Consider the following 15,171-nt stretch of genomic DNA (forward strand, 5'->3'; position numbering starts at 1 on the left):
CGGTTAGGAGAACCGCCTCACTCCATTTTCTGTAACCACCATATCCAAGGGCACATCATGCGTGTCACGCGGTAAATGGTCAAACTCCTGCACGCCAAAGGCGTAGCCCACCAATAAGGGCTTTTGCGGCCAATATGCAAGGCTGCGATCATAATATCCGCCTCCATATCCAAGCCGCGTGCCCACCGCGTCAAAACCTAACAATGGCGTTACAACAATATCAGGGATCACTTTTGCAGCGCTAGCAGGTGGCGCTAACGTGTTAAATCCGCTTGGGATCAGTGGCTCGCTTGGCGACCATAACCGCATTTCCAACGGCTGATCAGCGCCCATAACCACAGGCAAGCACACTTGATGCCCGTCATCCATAAAATGGGTGAGCAAAGGCTTACAATCCAATTCATCGCGTATCGCCCAATAAATGGAAATGGTTTGCTCAAATGGCACAGGCACAGCGGCGATAAAGGTTTCTGCCGCCGCCAACGCTGCCTCTTTTCTAAAAGAAGCCGACAAGACTGCACGCCGAGCATGCGCCTCTTTGCGCAAATCGGCTTTCAGTGCATCAACCGCTTGCTGTTCTTCTTGGGTTTTCTCGTTCAACGGGATGACCTTTAAATTCAAGTGCCGCCCTGGCCGTCGGAAAACTTGATCCTGGAACCTACAAAAGTAGGTGGGCGCCGTGTGAAAAAGCCCACGAGCCTAATCAGTGACAGCTCCCTAAAGGATCGGTAAGGCCCCGTGGATGCTAGTTTCCGGCACGAACCGGGCAGCGGGTTAGATATAGTGAAGCTAAGCGAAAAACAAAAGCCCAAATCGCAGCTATTTTTGCTCGTCTTGCTCCGCATCCAATTCAAGCTGTTTTGCAAGGGTTTCCACCCGTTCCGCAATCATTACCACTTGATTGGCAAAATTCTCTTCCAATTGATCACGGTCCGCAATCAATTTGTTTGACTTGGTTGAAAGCTGATCCAGCGCACTTTTCGCGTCTTTAAGCTCATCTTCCAGCGCTTTCAGATCGTCCATAACGGTCAACGCAGCCATTACGGTAAGCCGCACATCACCCACTTGGCCAAATTCAGACTTCAGGCCTTCAACATAGCCAGAAAAGCGATCTGCCAGCGAACGCACATGGCCTTCCTGGCCATCTTCGCATGCCATGCGATATTTGCGCCCATCAATTTCCACCTGAATTTCTGCCATATATTAGGGTCCGCTACGCTTCATTTTCCCCATTAAGGGCAACCTGTACTTTTTCCATGGCACGCATAATGCGCACGGAAACATCTTTCGCTGAGCTTTCAACCTTCTTCGCATAGGCCTTGGTTTGATCCAACTCATTGGCCAACCGCGAGCGGTCGGTCGCTAAATTTTGCACCTGGTGCTCAATCTTGCTGGCATCAATCACCTTCGACCGCGCACGATGTGCAAGCCGTTCCAAACGATCCAGCGCATCATCCAACCGTCGATTGGCGTCATCAATCGAATATTTTTGTTCGCCCATCACTCATCCACACTCAGCATAGGTAAGGCTACCTATGTCGAACTTTATTTTGATTCTCATAGATGTATAGCTAAAAGCTCACCTAAAAGACCATATTCGACTAGCTTTGTACAACAAAGTTGGCGAAATTGGGGGAATTGACTCAAAAGGTGTACCTGCTATGAGTGCGCCAACAAATATCTTGCTTTAGCAACAGATCTAATCGGGGCAGCATTTAAATGACTGATCTAGCCAAAACAAGCGCAATGGCCAACGCAATTCGCGCACTCTCAATGGACGCGGTTCAAAAGGCCAATATCGGCCACCCTGGCATGCCAATGGGCGCCGCAGATATTGCAACAGTTTTGTTCACCAAAATCATGAAGTTCGACCCCAAAGCGCCAAACTGGCCAGATCGGGATCGCTTTGTGCTGTCAGCTGGTCACGGCTCTATGCTGCTTTATTCTGCCCTGCACCTGCTGGGTTATGAAGATATGACCATGGAAGAAATCAAAAACTTCCGTCAATTGGGGGCAAAAACAGCTGGCCACCCTGAATATGGTCACGCTACTGGCATCGAAACAACAACCGGCCCACTTGGCCAAGGCATTTCAAATGCGGTTGGCATGGCCATGGCCGAAGCCAAAATGGCAGCCGACTTCGGCGAAGACATTGTGGATCACTACACATATGTGATCGCTGGTGATGGGTGCTTGATGGAAGGCATCAGCCAAGAAGCGATCGGCTTGGCTGGTCACCTTAAGCTCAACAAGCTCATCGTCATCTGGGACGATAACGACATCACCATTGATGGCAAAGTCTCCTTGTCTGACTCAACTGACCAACATGCACGCTTCCGCGCTGCTGGCTGGAACACCATCGCAGTTGATGGCCACGACGAAGATGCGGTTGAAAAAGCAATTCTGGAAGCACAGAAGTCAGACAAGCCGACCATGATCGCAGCAAAAACTGTGATCGGCTTCGGCGCCCCAACCAAAGCTGGCACTTCTGCCGCACACGGCGCGCCTTTGGGCGAAGACGAAATTGCTGGCGCACGCGCTGCACTTGGCTGGGACTATCCTCCATTTGAAATTCCTGAAGAAGTATTGGACGCTTGGCGTTTGGCAGGCTGCCGCTCAACCAAGCACCGCACCGCTTGGGAAGATCGCTTGGCTGAAAAAGACGCCGACACACGCGGCGAATTTGAACGTCGCATCAGCGGTGAATTGCCTTCAAGCTTTGCGGCTGAAATCAAAAAGTTCAAACATCAGCTTGCTGATGAAAAGCCAAAATGGGCAACCCGTGTTGCGTCCAACAAAGCGCTCGAAGTAATCAATGGCATAATGCCAGAAATGTTTGGCGGCTCAGCCGATTTGACCGGCTCAAACAACACCAAATCTGGTGGCCAAGGCATTTTCACTGCTGAAGATCGCTCCGGCAATTATGTTTATTACGGCATTCGCGAACACGGCATGGCAGCGGCCATGAACGGCATTGCTCTGCATGGTGGCCTTATGCCATACGGCGGCACTTTCATGGTGTTCACCGATTATTGCCGCCCTTCCATTCGCTTGGCGGCCTTGATGGGTATTCGCTCTGTATTCGTGATGACTCACGATTCAATCGGCTTGGGTGAAGATGGCCCAACCCACCAGCCTGTTGAGCATTTGACAGCCTTGCGCTGCATTCCAAATCTTTCAGTGTTCCGCCCAGCCGATGCCACAGAGACATTGGAATGTTGGGAATTGTCGCTGAAGCAAAAAGACAAGCCATCAATCTTGGCATTGACCCGTCAGGGTGTGCCAGCTTTGCGCACAGAGTTCGTTTCAGAAAACCGCTGTGCCAAAGGCGCTTATGTGCTGCGTGGCAATGAAGATGCAGACGTTGTGTTGTTCGCCTCTGGTTCAGAAGTTTCTGTGGCGATTGACGCTGCAAAGCAGCTTGAAAGCCAAAAAGTGAGCGTGCGTGTTGTATCTGTGCCGTCTATGGAGTTGTTTGAACAACAATCAGATGATTACAAAGCGCAAATCTTTGGCAATGCCAAAGCCCGCGTGGCAGTTGAAGCTGGTGTTGAAATGAGCTGGCAGAAATTCTTGGGGCCTACCGGCAAGTTTGTTGGCATGGATTCATTCGGTGCAAGTGCACCTGGCGATCAACTGTTTGAACACTTTGGTATTACGGCCAAAGTCGTGGTTGATGCCGCACTTTCCCAACTCTAGTTTACGCAAAAATTTCCTTCCCTCGCATTTGGAGAACAAAAATGGCAGTACGGGTAGCAATTAACGGTTTTGGTCGCATTGGCCGCAATGTGTTGCGCGCAATCATCGAATCTGGTCGCACCGACATTGAAGTTGTGGCAATCAACGATTTGGGTCCAGTTGAAACCAACGCCCACTTGATCCGCTATGACAGCGTGCACGGCAAATTCCCTGGCGAAGTTAAAGTGGATGGCGACACAATCGACGTTGGCCGTGGCCCAATGAAAGTTTATGCGATCCGTGATCCAAAAGAATTGCCTTGGGGCGAGTTGAACATCGACATCGCGATGGAATGTACTGGCATTTTCACTGCTCGTGATAAGGCAGCGATGCACTTGGAAGCTGGCGCAAAACGCGTATTGATTTCCGCACCTGGCGCAGATGCAGACATCACAGCTGTTTATGGCGTGAACCACGACCAAATCACAGCGGACCACAAAGTGATCTCAAACGCTTCATGCACCACCAACTGCTTGGCGCCTTTGGCCAAAGTGTTGCACGAAAAAGTGGGCATCGAAAAAGGCATGATGACCACGATCCACTCTTACACTGGCGACCAGCCAACATTGGACACAATGCACAAAGATCTATATCGCGCCCGTGCAGCCGCAATGTCCATGATCCCAACATCAACAGGCGCAGCGAAAGCTGTTGGCCTTGTATTGCCTGAATTGAACGGCAAGTTGGACGGCATGTCCGTTCGTGTACCAACACCAAACGTATCTGTTGTTGATTTGAAATTCTTGGCGTCACGCGACACCACCGCAGAAGAAATCAACGACATCGTTAAAGCTGCAGCTCAAGGCGAATTGAAAGGCGTGTTGGACTTTGATCCAGAATCAAAAGTTTCAATCGACTTCAACCACGACCCACACTCATCAAACTTTGCGTCACAACAGACCAAAGTGATGGATGGCAATCTGGTGTCTGTGATGAGCTGGTATGACAATGAATGGGGCTTCTCAAACCGCATGTCAGACATGGCAGTGGTAATTGCGAAAACCATCTAATCATTACAAGCATTGCTTATTTTGGAGGGGCTCTTTTGGGGCCCCTTCTTTTTAGCTACAATCAGAAGTGATTTGACCCTTTTTCAATGGGAAACAAAATGACCGATTTTAAAAAACTCGAAGATTTCGACTTCAACGGCAAAAATGTGTTGGTGCGTGTTGATCTGAACGTACCAGTTGCCAATGGCACTGTAACGGACGCAACCCGCATTGAGCGCCTTGCCCCAACCATGTCTCATATTGTGGAGCAAGGCGGCAAGCCGATTTTGCTCTCTCACTTTGGCCGCCCGAAGGGCCAGGTCAATAAAGACATGTCTTTGGCCATCGTCGTGCCTGCAATTCAAAAAGCATTCGGTCAGCCTGTTGAATTTGTAGATACTGATTGGAACGATGTTAGCGCCGCCAAAGAACAAATCGCCAATGGCGCCGTAGGCACCATCTTTGTGATGGAGAACACACGCTTCCATGCAGGTGAAGAAGCCAATGATGTTGAATTGGCAAAGCGCATGGCCAGCCTTGGTGACATTTATCTAAATGATGCGTTCTCAGCGGCCCACCGCGCGCACGCATCCACCGAAGCGCTTGCGCGCGAATTGCCATCTGGCGCCGGCCGCGCCATGGAAGCTGAGCTTTCTGCGCTTGAAGCCGGTTTGGGCAATCCGAAAACACCAGTTGTGGCCATTGTGGGCGGTGCCAAAGTTTCAACCAAGCTCGACTTGCTTGAAAATCTACTGACCAAGGTTGAAGGTTTGGTGATCGGTGGCGGCATGGCCAACACTTTCCTGCACGCTGAAGGTGTAGATGTGGGTAAATCTCTCTGCGAAAAAGACCTCGCTGACACAGCACGCCGCATCTATGACAAGTCGGCCGATGAAAATTGCGCCATCATCTTGCCAGTGGATGGCGTTGTGGCCTGGCACTTTGAAGCCAACGCCCCTCACCGCACTTATGGTCTTGAGGCGATGGACAAAGAAGGCATGATTTTGGATGCTGGCGAAAAGTCCATCGAGCGCATCAAAGGTGCCATCGATGAAGCTAAAACAGTGATCTGGAACGGCCCATTGGGCGCTTTTGAATTAGATCCATTTGGCCACGCGACAATCGAGGTTGCCCGCTATGTGGCAGAACGCACCAAGCAAGGTAAATTGGTGTCCGTTGCAGGTGGCGGTGACACAGTGGCCGCTTTGGCAAAAGCCGGAGTGGTGCATGATTTCACTTATGTTTCAACCGCTGGCGGCGCGTTCCTTGAATGGATGGAAGGCAAACCCCTTCCCGGTGTTGAAGCATTGAAAGCATAAATTTAAAGCCCCGCCCTGCGGGGCTTTTTGATTCTACCAAGGATTCAACAAAACGGGCTTGATCCAGCCATAATTCATGCACATGTTATTGAGCTAATATGTTTAAGAGGGCAGCATGAAAGCCTATACTTGCGATAATTACGGCGCTGCCGAAACACTCCAACTTCAAGAAGTCGAACAACCTCGCCCCAAGGCAGACGAACTTCTTATTCACTTGCACGCAACGTCGCTGAACAGTTGGGATTGGGACAAATTACGCGGCCATGTTCTCACCCGCTTTGAGGGGCTGCGTGCGCCAGCAGACCGCATTTTGGGCGGCGATGTCGCTGGCATCGTCACGGCAATTGGCGATGATGTTAAAAACTTCGCCATCGGCGACCGCGTATTCGGCGATCTCTCCCAGAGCGGATGGGGCGCCTTCGCAGAATATACCACGGGTAAAGCTCACCATTTTGCAAAAATGCCGGACAACATCAGCTTTGCCGAAGCGGCAACAATCCCTCAAGCTGGTCTATTGGCTTTGCAGGCGCTGCGAACCGCAGATGTGCAGCCTTGCATGCACGTCTTGATCAATGGCGGCGGCAGCGGCACAGGCATGTTCGCCATCCAATTGGCCAAATATTATGGCGCAACCGTGCACGCGGTCGACAATGCTGAAAAGCAGGAAGCCATGACCATTTTTGGCGCGGACCATGTTTATGACTATAAGCAGGTGAACTTCACTCGCCTTTCGCAAAAGTTCGATATTGTGATTGAACTTGTGGCACAACGCAGCCCCGCTCAATGCTTACGTTCCCTCAAATCCCGCGGAAAATATATCGTGGTGGGCGGCAAACCTCTCAATCTGTTGCGTCTGTTTTTGGCTGGCCGGAAAACAAGAGAAGATGGCAAAATTGTTAAAATCCTCATGTGGGAAAACAATCCAGAGGATATGCTCACCCTTGCTGAAATGGTGCGAGACAAGAAAATCCGCTGCTTTATCGAGGAAGTTTTCCCCTTTGAAAAACTAAAGTCCGCGGTCGATGCACAAGCCAATTACCTGGCTAAAGGCAAGCATGTGGTCCATATGCTCCCCGAAAATGCAGAAAATTCGACGACACAAGCCTAACATAACTCATTGAAATAAAATCATATCTTCTTGAGCGCGCCAAAATTGCGTCAAAAATTTACGTCTTTATGTCAAATATATTTGACATTATGTATGAAATTTAATACATGTAGTCCAAGAAACATGACAACATGTATAAATTTAGTGACATCAAGGACACGTAAATGTCTTATCAAGAACGCAACATTGTAACCTATTTGATCACCGGAATTGTTGTGATGGCGGTATATAGCTTTCACATGTACGGCCAGTTTGAAGCTGGTCTTTTAAACGGTGCAGATGCGGGCATTCAGATCGGCTGGAGCGCCATTAAATTGATCGGCGGCTCAATCATCGTCACCATCATTGTGAGCATTTTGGTGAGCATCGTAAACGCCATCATCACGCAGGAAACTGAATTTGACGCCGCTGATGAACGTGACAAACTAATTGACCTAATCGGCATGAAAGTAGGCTTCATCACCTTCTCAATTTTCTTTGTCGGCGGCATGATCTGGCTTGCCCTCGGCGCGCCTATGCAATTCATTTTGCTTGGCTTTATCTATGCCATGTTCATCTCTAGCCTTATTGAAGGCTCAACACGTCTCGTTCTTTATCGCCGGGGTTTTTAATCATGGCCAAAAAGAAAAGCAGCAAAGGTGAACTCACCAACAATATTAGGCGACTGCGGTTTGATCATGATGAGATGAGCCAAAAAGCCCTCGCTGAGAAAGTCGGCGTATCCCGCCAAACCATTGTGGCAATCGAGGCGGCCAAATACTCCCCTTCGTTGGAGCTGGCGTTTCAAATTGCCCATGCCTTTGAAACGCCAATTGAAGACGTGTTTGGTTATATTCCACCGCCGGATGAATAGCGATAGCCCCACCGCTTCAACACCCAAATGGACCATCAACCCAATTCGATTGACACGAGCAATTCGGAAAGCGCTACTTCTATGTCTAATGATACATCAACATTTTGGGACAAACGCGCCAAGCAATATGACCGTTCAATGTCCAGTCACGATCAACAATTTGATCAGCGCTTAACTCGGCTAAAATCTGCCCTTGCCTCAACAGATCATGTGCTGGATTTGGGCTGCGCCAGTGGTGAAATTGCCCTCAACCTGTCGCCTTTTATCAAAACCATTGAAGGCATCGACCCAAGCGCAAAAATGATCGAATTGGCCGCCCAGAAGGCCGCCAATCAAAACATCAAAAACGCAAGCTTTCTCGCTACCGATATTTTTGATCCACGCTTGGAGCCTGAAAGCTATGACGCCATTCTTGCGTTAAATGTGCTGCACTTGTTGCGCGACCATCAAAAAGTGCTGACCCGGGTCAACACCCTTTTGAAGCCAGGCGGCAAGTTGCTGGTGGAAACGCCCTGCATTGGCGAGTCCTGTTGGTGGCAAAAAGGCCTGATCCTAGCGGCAAGTCGCATTGGCCTTGTGCCGTACATTCACAGCTATCGCGCCGAAGAGCCGCAGCAAGAGCTAACACAATTCGGATTCACCATTTTGAACGCAACCTATGCGCCCCAACACGATCATCGCGCGACAATTACCGCGCAAAAGAAATTCTAGGAACACCACATGAAAAATCAAACCATGAAAACCGTTTATTACGAACGATTTGGCGGCCCCGAAGTTCTACAACTTCGCGATATGCCAATCCCAACACCAAAAGAGGATGAGGTGCGCATTCGGGTTGAAGCCGTGCATATGAGCAACGGCGATGCAATTGCCCGCACTGGCAAATCGCCGTGGCCACTTATGCGGCTGCCCGCCAAATTACTGATGGGCATCTTCAAACCCCGCAACCGGATTTTGGGCGGTGAGTTTGCAGGCGTTGTAGAAAGTGTTGGCAACAAGGTGAGCAAGTATAAGCCGGGTGATCGCGTTTTTGGGTTCACCGATATGCGCTTCGGCGCAATGGCTGAGTTTGTGTGCCTGCCGGAAAACGCTCCCTTTATGCATTGCCCTGAAAATGTATCCTTTGACGATGCAGCCGCCATCGGCGGATCGAACGCACAAACCGCATATTATTTCGTGCAGCAGGCCAATATCAAACCCGGCGATAAGGTGCTGATCAATGGCGCATCTGGCGGCATTGGCCGCGTCGCGGTTCAATTGGCAAAACATCTTGGCGCCCATGTTACCGGCACATGTTCTGCACAAAACAAAGAGCTTGTTTTGGCGCTTGGCGCAGATGAAGCAATTGACTACCGCGCGTCAGACTTTACCCAGCAAGGCAAAAAATATGATGTGATCTTTGATTGTGCGGGCTTCCTGCCCTTCAGCAAAGTTGCACCTGTGTTGACAGAAAAGGGCAAGCACCTCTTGGTGATGTTCTATATTTCGCACCTGCTGAAACAGCGCCAGACCAAAGGCAAAGGCGGCAAAGAACAGCTATGCGTGCTGGCCCCGTCATCTCCGGAAAGCCTTTCTGCCATCGCAGACCTCTTGGCAAATGGCGCATTAAAGCCTGTTGTTTCACACACATTCTCAATGGACCAAGCCATCGAGGCAGCCAAACTCTACGATACCAACCAGCAACAAGGGTGCATCATCATTCACCCGCAAACATGGACAAAATAATGACCCATATTCCCATGCAAAATTTGCGCAAAACGACACTTTTCACTGGCTTATGTTTTCTCATTCTGGTGGTCACCGGCCCCATAGGCCTTATGCTGATGCCAGAACAAATTTTTGTGGCGGATAATGCCGCCCAAACATTGGAAAACCTCACCGCAAAGTCGGACATGTTTTTCTATGGCATCGGCGCCCAGATCGCGATTTTCCTGACCGAAATTGTATTGTCTTGCCTGCTATATGTGTTGACCCGACCCGTCAGCCAAACTTTCGCGCTGATCGCTCTGGCCGCACGTCTGACCATGACAGTAATCATCGGCATGAACATAGTGCCGCTGTTGGGCGCTTACCATATGGCGACAACTGACTATGCAGCACTACCTATAGCAGAGCTAAGCAATCTAATGTTCAATCTGCACATCTATGGCACTTTGGCCTGGCAGTTCGCTTTCGCACTGCACCTGATCTTCTTGGGCTATCTCGTATTCAACAGCACCTATTTGCCGCGCCTAATCGGTGTCGCACTTTCCATCGGTGGCTTAGGGTATATGACAGATTCTCTCGGTCGCATTTCGGGCTGGATGGACATCTCGATCTTCTCCATTGCCTCAAACAGCCTTTTGGGCGTGGCGGGTGTTGGCGAAATCTCACTGGCCCTTTGGCTGCTGATCAAAGGCGTCAATATGGACAAGTGGAAAACGAAAACGCTCACAAGCTAAATCATTTGGCCCGCCACTGGCGGGCCATTTCATTTCAACAAGTGCCAATACCCGCGTCGTTCGTAATAATCTGCACAACAAGGAAATATGGTTACCGCGCCACTGAGTGGAAAAGCCATTGATTTCCATTGCTTAAACGCCATTTCACCATACCAAATTGATACCACCCTCACCGAAAAGTCTATATCGACTTTGCGCGCAATAAACGCCAGAACCCGGGGTGAGAAATGTCCAATTCAGGAGAGGTTTAATGGCCCGCATCACATTGCGCCAATTGCTCGATCATGCTGCCGAACATGATTATGGCGTGCCTGCGTTCAATATCAACAATATGGAACAGGCTTTGGCCATCGCTGAAGCAGCCGATAAAACCGATTCACCCGTCATCATCCAAGCCTCACGCGGCGCACGTTCATATGCGCATGACGTGATGTTGAAGCGGATGATGGACGCGATTATCGAAATCTATCCGCATATTCCAGTGTGTATTCACCTTGATCACGGCAACGGCCCTGCAACCTGCATGACCGCCATTCAAGCTGGCTTTACATCCGTCATGATGGATGGCTCTTTGATGGAAGATGGCAAAACACCAGCTGATTGGGACTACAATGTGGGCGTCACCAAAACAGTGACAGACACAGCCCATTTGGGCGGCATTTCCGTCGAAGGTGAGCTGGGCGTGTTGGGCAGCCTTGAAACTGGCATGGGCGACAAGGAAGACGGCCATGGCGCAGAAGGCAAATTGTCGACTGAGCAGCTTTTGACTGATCCAGAAGAAGCTGTGAAATTTGTGCAGGAAACCAAAGTCGATGCTTTGGCCATCGCCATGGGCACTTCACACGGAGCCTATAAATTCACCCGCCAACCGGACGGTGATATTTTGGCCATGCATGTGATTGAAGAAATTCACCGCCGCTTGCCAGACACACATTTGGTCATGCACGGCTCGTCTTCCGTGCCGCAAGATTTGCAGGACATCATCAACCAATATGGTGGTGAAATGCCACAAACTTGGGGTGTCCCAGTAGAAGAAATTCAGCGCGGCATCAAAAATGGTGTGCGCAAAATCAACATCGACACTGATAACCGCATGGCCATGACCGGCCAAATTCGCCGCATTCTTTCCGAACATCCCGGCGAATTCGATCCCCGCAAATATTTGAAGCCAGCGCGCGAAGCCATGACGAAATTGTGCATTGAGCGTTTGGAGCAATTCAACACGGCGGGACATGCTTCAAAAATCGGAAAAATCATTCCTTTGGCCGATATGGCCAAACGGTATGCAGATGGCCAGTTGGATCCGCAGCTCGGCTAGGTATTTAGGGACAACCTAGCCAGATTCGCGCACGACAGGGGCCAATGAGCCATCTGCTTCTAGAACCCCCGCTTTGGGACAAAGCGGGGGTTTTTTCTTGTCTTTTGCGTTCATCACTTGCATACGACCAACATTCTGCCCAAATTGCACGGCACGAAAAGTGAAAAGAAAGCCACGCCATTATGCAAATTTATTTGATTGTACCGCCCAAAGCTGATGAGCAAACGCAACAAACCTGTTTGGAGTTGTGCCAAACTGGACACGTTTCTGCCTTGCTTATTCAACGTGGCGAAATGGCCGAATATGACTATTTTGACTGGGCAAAAACACTGATCGGTCCAGCACAATCCAACGAAGTTGCGGTGCTGTTGGACAATGTGCCCCAAGCGGTGCGTAGCCTGAAAGCAGATGGCGTACACATCACGCAAAGCGCTAAGGAAACTGGCGAATGGTGCAAAAAGCTCAAGCCAGAATCCATTGTGGGTGCTGGCGAAATCTTCTCCCGTCATGATGCCATGACCAAAGGTGAAAAAGATGTCGATTATGTATTCTTCGGCCATTTAGACCCTGCAAAATCTGGTGACGATGAAGAGACCGCCGAAATGGCAAACTGGTGGGCTGAAACTTTTGAAGTGCCAGCAGTTGGTTTCGTTCACGAAACCGATTTGCTAAACAAACATGTCGAATTCTGCGCCGTGCGCTATCAAGTGTTTGGCACAGAGAACCCTGTCGCTGCCCTGCAAAAAATTGTTGATGAACTGAACAAGAAATGACCCGGCCAATCCAAAAGTTCTGCATCACACTTTTACTGAGCACCAGCCTCTGCGCTGCAGCAGTCGCGCAAGAAGAAAACGACATTTCACCAACGCCAGAAACGCCGCCAGCGGAAACCACCGCTGAAACAGGGCCGGTGGACGAGGCATATGGCGCCTATCAACGCGGCATGTATCTTACGGCGTTGGCGCTGGCACTGCCCCGCGCAAAGGAAGATGATGCTGCCGCCCAAACTTTGATCGCAGAACTCTATGCCAATGGCTTTGGCGTTGATCGCAATTTAGAGCGCGCCGCCGGCTGGTATGAAATTGCAGCACAAAATGGCGATGCACACGCCGCCTTCCAGCTTGGTCTGCTCTATCAAACTGGCGATGGCGTCGAACAAGATCGGGCACGCGCAGCAGAACTGGTAAAACAGGCCGCAGAAGCGGGATTGATTGAAGCAAAATACAATCTCGCCCAATTGCACATTGAGGGCCGATTTGTAGAACCCAATCTATCTTATGCCGCTCAATTGTTGGCAGAGGCAGCAGACAAAGGCTTGCCCGAAGCACAATATGATCTGGGTATTATGGTGATGGAAGGTGCGGGCGTGGAGCCAAATCCAGAGCGCGGCGCGGACCTTATCGGCGCCGCCGCCAGCGAAGGCCTTATCGCCGCGCAAATCGAATATGCAACGCTCCTGACTTTAGGCAAAGGCGTGCCGCAAGATTTCAAAACCGCCTTCTTGTGGTATCAACAAGCAGCGAAACGCGGCAACCCCGTTGCCCAAGCACGGTTAGGTCGGCTTTATGCGGCTGGCCAAGGTGTCGAACAAGATATTGTTGAATCGGCAAAGTGGCGTGCCCTCGCCCGTCGCCAAGGTCTTAAAGATGAGATTTTGGACAATCTGCTTGCGGGTGCGGATAGCACCATGATTGAGCAAGGCGAAGAATGGGCAAAAATCTGGCCTGAACAGCCAAGCGGCCAGAACGCCAGCAATTAAGCATTTATTGCGCTAAACGCGCTGAGAAGGCTTTGCCACTTGCACTTGCGCCAATTCTGAGGCAAAAGGCAGGCCAAAGTTTTTTGATGGCGCATGGCCATCTCTTTTTCAATCTGTCAAAGGCATATCCATGAAACTCAATGGCAATGAAATTCGCCCCGGCAACGTGATTCAACACAAAGGATCATTGTGGGTTGCAGTGAAGGTGCAAAGCGTGAAGCCTGGTAAAGGCGGCGCGTTCGCCCAAGTTGAGCTTAAAGACATTGTTTCCGGCACCAAATTGAACGAGCGTTTTCGCGCTGCTGAAACAGTGGAGAAAGTCCGTCTTGAACAAAAGGAATATCAATACCTTTACGAGCAAGGCGAAATGCTTGTCTTTATGGACAATGAAACTTATGAACAGCTTGAATTGCAGGCGGATTTCGTAGGTGATCGCGCAGCCTTCCTACAAGATGGCATGACCGTGACAGTAGAAAGCCACGAAGGCAAACCATTGGGCATTTCATTGCCACAATTTGTAACCCTGACCGTCACAGAAACTGAACCTGTAATCAAAGGCCAAACCGCAGCGAACTCGTTTAAGCCAGCACTTTTGGAAAATGGGATCAAAGTGATGGTGCCTCCTTTCATCGGTCAGGACGAAAAAATCGTGATCGACACCAACGAGATCACCTATTCTAAACGCGCCGAGTAGGACTTTTACCCATGGCACAATCTGCACTCCTCACAATTATGACAGCCGCTGCCCGCAAAGCAGCGCGGTCCCTCAAGCGCGATTTTGGCGAAGTTGAAAACTTGCAAGTTTCGCGCAAAGGGCCAGCAGACTTTGTGTCTGCTGCCGATAAACGTGCGGAAAGAGCCATCTACGAAGAGCTGCACAAATCTCGCCCCACCTATTCTTTCCTGATGGAAGAAGGCGGCGAGATTGAAGGCACTGATGGTCAGCACCGTTGGATCATTGATCCGCTTGATGGCACCACCAACTTTTTGCACTCCATCCCCATGTTCGCCATTTCCATTGGCTTGGAGCGGAATGGCCAAATGGTTGGTGGGGTGATTTACAACCCGATCACCGACGAATTGTTCACTGCTGAACGCGGCAAAGGTGCTTTCTTGAACAATCGCCGCTTGCGCGTTTCTGGTCGTGTACATTTGGCCGATGCGGTTGCCGTTACCGGCATCAAGCAAACTGCCAGCGCCCGTAACGATGCAACCACCATTGCCGAAGCGGCTGCAATGAATGCTGCATGTGCTGGCATTCGCCGCACAGGGTCAGCTGCATTAGATTTGGCATATGTGGCTGCAGGTCGCTTTGACGGCATGTGGGAGCGTGATCTTGCGCCATGGGACATTGCGGCAGGCATTTTGATGGTGCGCGAAGCAGGTGGCTTGGTCACCGATTTGAGCAATAAAGAAATCAAGCCCGAAAGCGGCTCTGTTTTGGCAGCGAATGAAAAACTGCACGCGCAAATGCGCAAGGCGCTCAAAGCAGTTTAAATCCAAACGATCATATCCCTGCCATAGTTGGCAGCGAAATTCATGAGCGCGTTGCACCAGCAGCGCGCTTTTTTGGTTTTGGCTCAACTTTGCACCATTGGCAATTTGCTGTTGTCAGGTGAAGGCACACTCTCTAGAATCGCGACCTA

17 protein-coding genes and 1 other RNA gene are annotated in these 15,171 nt (G+C 50.3%); 14 read left to right on the plus strand and 4 right to left on the minus strand.

Annotation, left to right across the window (positions count from 1 at the left end; genetic code table 11):
• Positions 1-3: 3 nt before the first annotated feature.
• From ATL17_RS06825 to ATL17_RS06840, 4 genes are all read right to left on the minus strand, one after another.
• Positions 4-621: a 5-formyltetrahydrofolate cyclo-ligase gene (locus ATL17_RS06825; RefSeq protein WP_133571993.1), complete on the minus strand. Its 618-nt coding sequence runs from the start codon at positions 619-621 to the stop codon at positions 4-6.
• A non-coding RNA gene (ssrS, locus tag ATL17_RS06830) (6S RNA) lies at positions 618-776 on the minus strand. Before ssrS ends, ATL17_RS06825 begins: the two co-directional genes overlap by 4 nt.
• Positions 777-819: 43 nt before the next feature.
• Positions 820-1,200, minus strand: coding sequence for a cell division protein ZapA (locus ATL17_RS06835; RefSeq protein ID WP_133571994.1), 381 nt, complete (start codon positions 1,198-1,200; stop codon positions 820-822).
• 13 nt (positions 1,201-1,213) lie between these two features.
• A complete protein-coding gene (locus ATL17_RS06840; protein WP_133571995.1) occupies positions 1,214-1,501 on the minus strand; it encodes a DUF4164 family protein in 288 nt (95 codons plus the stop codon).
• Positions 1,502-1,719: 218 nt separating this feature from the next.
• Between ATL17_RS06840 and tkt the strand changes: the two genes are divergently transcribed.
• The 14 genes from tkt (at position 1,720) to ATL17_RS06910 (ending at position 15,022) form a co-directional block, all read left to right on the plus strand.
• Positions 1,720-3,699: a transketolase gene (tkt, locus tag ATL17_RS06845; RefSeq protein WP_133571996.1), complete on the plus strand. Its 1,980-nt coding sequence runs from the start codon at positions 1,720-1,722 to the stop codon at positions 3,697-3,699.
• 41 nt (positions 3,700-3,740) lie between these two features.
• Positions 3,741-4,748, plus strand: coding sequence for a type I glyceraldehyde-3-phosphate dehydrogenase (gene gap / locus ATL17_RS06850; RefSeq protein WP_133571997.1), 1,008 nt, complete (start codon positions 3,741-3,743; stop codon positions 4,746-4,748).
• A 98-nt stretch (positions 4,749-4,846) separates the two neighbouring features.
• On the plus strand, positions 4,847-6,046 hold the full coding sequence (locus tag ATL17_RS06855) for a phosphoglycerate kinase (RefSeq protein WP_133571998.1): 1,200 nt from the start codon (positions 4,847-4,849) through the stop codon (positions 6,044-6,046).
• Positions 6,047-6,161: 115 nt separating this feature from the next.
• On the plus strand, positions 6,162-7,154 hold the full coding sequence (locus tag ATL17_RS06860) for an NAD(P)-dependent alcohol dehydrogenase (protein ID WP_133571999.1): 993 nt from the start codon (positions 6,162-6,164) through the stop codon (positions 7,152-7,154).
• Between the two features lie 164 nt (positions 7,155-7,318).
• Positions 7,319-7,765 carry a hypothetical protein gene (locus tag ATL17_RS06865; RefSeq protein WP_133572000.1) on the plus strand — a complete coding sequence of 149 codons (447 nt, stop codon included), beginning with the start codon at positions 7,319-7,321 and terminating at the stop codon, positions 7,763-7,765.
• A 2-nt stretch (positions 7,766-7,767) separates the two neighbouring features.
• Complete coding sequence (locus ATL17_RS06870; protein ID WP_133572001.1) at positions 7,768-8,007, plus strand: helix-turn-helix transcriptional regulator; 240 nt, start codon at positions 7,768-7,770, stop codon at positions 8,005-8,007.
• Between the two features lie 81 nt (positions 8,008-8,088).
• Positions 8,089-8,718: a class I SAM-dependent methyltransferase gene (locus ATL17_RS06875; RefSeq protein ID WP_166638920.1), complete on the plus strand. Its 630-nt coding sequence runs from the start codon at positions 8,089-8,091 to the stop codon at positions 8,716-8,718.
• Between the two features lie 9 nt (positions 8,719-8,727).
• A complete protein-coding gene (locus ATL17_RS06880; RefSeq protein ID WP_133572003.1) occupies positions 8,728-9,732 on the plus strand; it encodes an NAD(P)-dependent alcohol dehydrogenase in 1,005 nt (334 codons plus the stop codon).
• Positions 9,732-10,448 carry a DUF4386 domain-containing protein gene (locus tag ATL17_RS06885; RefSeq protein ID WP_166638921.1) on the plus strand — a complete coding sequence of 239 codons (717 nt, stop codon included), beginning with the start codon at positions 9,732-9,734 and terminating at the stop codon, positions 10,446-10,448. Before ATL17_RS06880 ends, ATL17_RS06885 begins: the two co-directional genes overlap by 1 nt.
• Before the next feature lie 250 nt (positions 10,449-10,698).
• Positions 10,699-11,766 carry a class II fructose-bisphosphate aldolase gene (fba, locus tag ATL17_RS06890; RefSeq protein WP_133572005.1) on the plus strand — a complete coding sequence of 356 codons (1,068 nt, stop codon included), beginning with the start codon at positions 10,699-10,701 and terminating at the stop codon, positions 11,764-11,766.
• A gap of 182 nt (positions 11,767-11,948) precedes the next feature.
• On the plus strand, positions 11,949-12,539 hold the full coding sequence (locus ATL17_RS06895; protein ID WP_133572006.1) for a thiamine phosphate synthase: 591 nt from the start codon (positions 11,949-11,951) through the stop codon (positions 12,537-12,539).
• Positions 12,536-13,525: a tetratricopeptide repeat protein gene (locus ATL17_RS06900; protein WP_133572007.1), complete on the plus strand. Its 990-nt coding sequence runs from the start codon at positions 12,536-12,538 to the stop codon at positions 13,523-13,525. Before ATL17_RS06895 ends, ATL17_RS06900 begins: the two co-directional genes overlap by 4 nt.
• A 130-nt stretch (positions 13,526-13,655) precedes the next feature.
• The gene (gene efp / locus ATL17_RS06905) at positions 13,656-14,219 is read left to right on the plus strand and encodes an elongation factor P (protein WP_133572008.1); all 564 of its coding nucleotides are present in this window, start codon (positions 13,656-13,658) and stop codon (positions 14,217-14,219) included.
• A gap of 11 nt (positions 14,220-14,230) precedes the next feature.
• On the plus strand, positions 14,231-15,022 hold the full coding sequence (locus tag ATL17_RS06910) for an inositol monophosphatase family protein (protein WP_133572009.1): 792 nt from the start codon (positions 14,231-14,233) through the stop codon (positions 15,020-15,022).
• Positions 15,023-15,171: the final 149 nt, after the last annotated feature.

Source organism: Maritalea mobilis, from assembly GCF_004363175.1.
Taxonomy (GTDB): Bacteria; Pseudomonadota; Alphaproteobacteria; order Rhizobiales; family Devosiaceae; genus Maritalea; species Maritalea mobilis.

What these genes read in the sequence shown, in the direction of transcription:
- ATL17_RS06885 (WP_166638921.1), top strand. Translation starts at nt 9,732, where the DNA reads ATGACCCATATTCCCATGCAAAATTTGCGCAAAACGACACTTTTCACT.
- fba (WP_133572005.1), top strand. Translation starts at nt 10,699, where the DNA reads ATGGCCCGCATCACATTGCGCCAATTGCTCGATCATGCTGCCGAACAT.
- gap (WP_133571997.1), top strand. Translation starts at nt 3,741, where the DNA reads ATGGCAGTACGGGTAGCAATTAACGGTTTTGGTCGCATTGGCCGCAAT.
- ATL17_RS06840 (WP_133571995.1), bottom strand. Translation starts at nt 1,501, where the DNA reads ATGGGCGAACAAAAATATTCGATTGATGACGCCAATCGACGGTTGGAT.
- efp (WP_133572008.1), top strand. Translation starts at nt 13,656, where the DNA reads ATGAAACTCAATGGCAATGAAATTCGCCCCGGCAACGTGATTCAACAC.
- ATL17_RS06865 (WP_133572000.1), top strand. Translation starts at nt 7,319, where the DNA reads ATGTCTTATCAAGAACGCAACATTGTAACCTATTTGATCACCGGAATT.
- ATL17_RS06895 (WP_133572006.1), top strand. Translation starts at nt 11,949, where the DNA reads ATGCAAATTTATTTGATTGTACCGCCCAAAGCTGATGAGCAAACGCAA.
- ATL17_RS06880 (WP_133572003.1), top strand. Translation starts at nt 8,728, where the DNA reads ATGAAAAATCAAACCATGAAAACCGTTTATTACGAACGATTTGGCGGC.
- ATL17_RS06900 (WP_133572007.1), top strand. Translation starts at nt 12,536, where the DNA reads ATGACCCGGCCAATCCAAAAGTTCTGCATCACACTTTTACTGAGCACC.
- ATL17_RS06870 (WP_133572001.1), top strand. Translation starts at nt 7,768, where the DNA reads ATGGCCAAAAAGAAAAGCAGCAAAGGTGAACTCACCAACAATATTAGG.
- tkt (WP_133571996.1), top strand. Translation starts at nt 1,720, where the DNA reads ATGACTGATCTAGCCAAAACAAGCGCAATGGCCAACGCAATTCGCGCA.
- ATL17_RS06910 (WP_133572009.1), top strand. Translation starts at nt 14,231, where the DNA reads ATGGCACAATCTGCACTCCTCACAATTATGACAGCCGCTGCCCGCAAA.
- ATL17_RS06860 (WP_133571999.1), top strand. Translation starts at nt 6,162, where the DNA reads ATGAAAGCCTATACTTGCGATAATTACGGCGCTGCCGAAACACTCCAA.
- ATL17_RS06875 (WP_166638920.1), top strand. Translation starts at nt 8,089, where the DNA reads ATGTCTAATGATACATCAACATTTTGGGACAAACGCGCCAAGCAATAT.
- ATL17_RS06835 (WP_133571994.1), bottom strand. Translation starts at nt 1,200, where the DNA reads ATGGCAGAAATTCAGGTGGAAATTGATGGGCGCAAATATCGCATGGCA.
- ATL17_RS06855 (WP_133571998.1), top strand. Translation starts at nt 4,847, where the DNA reads ATGACCGATTTTAAAAAACTCGAAGATTTCGACTTCAACGGCAAAAAT.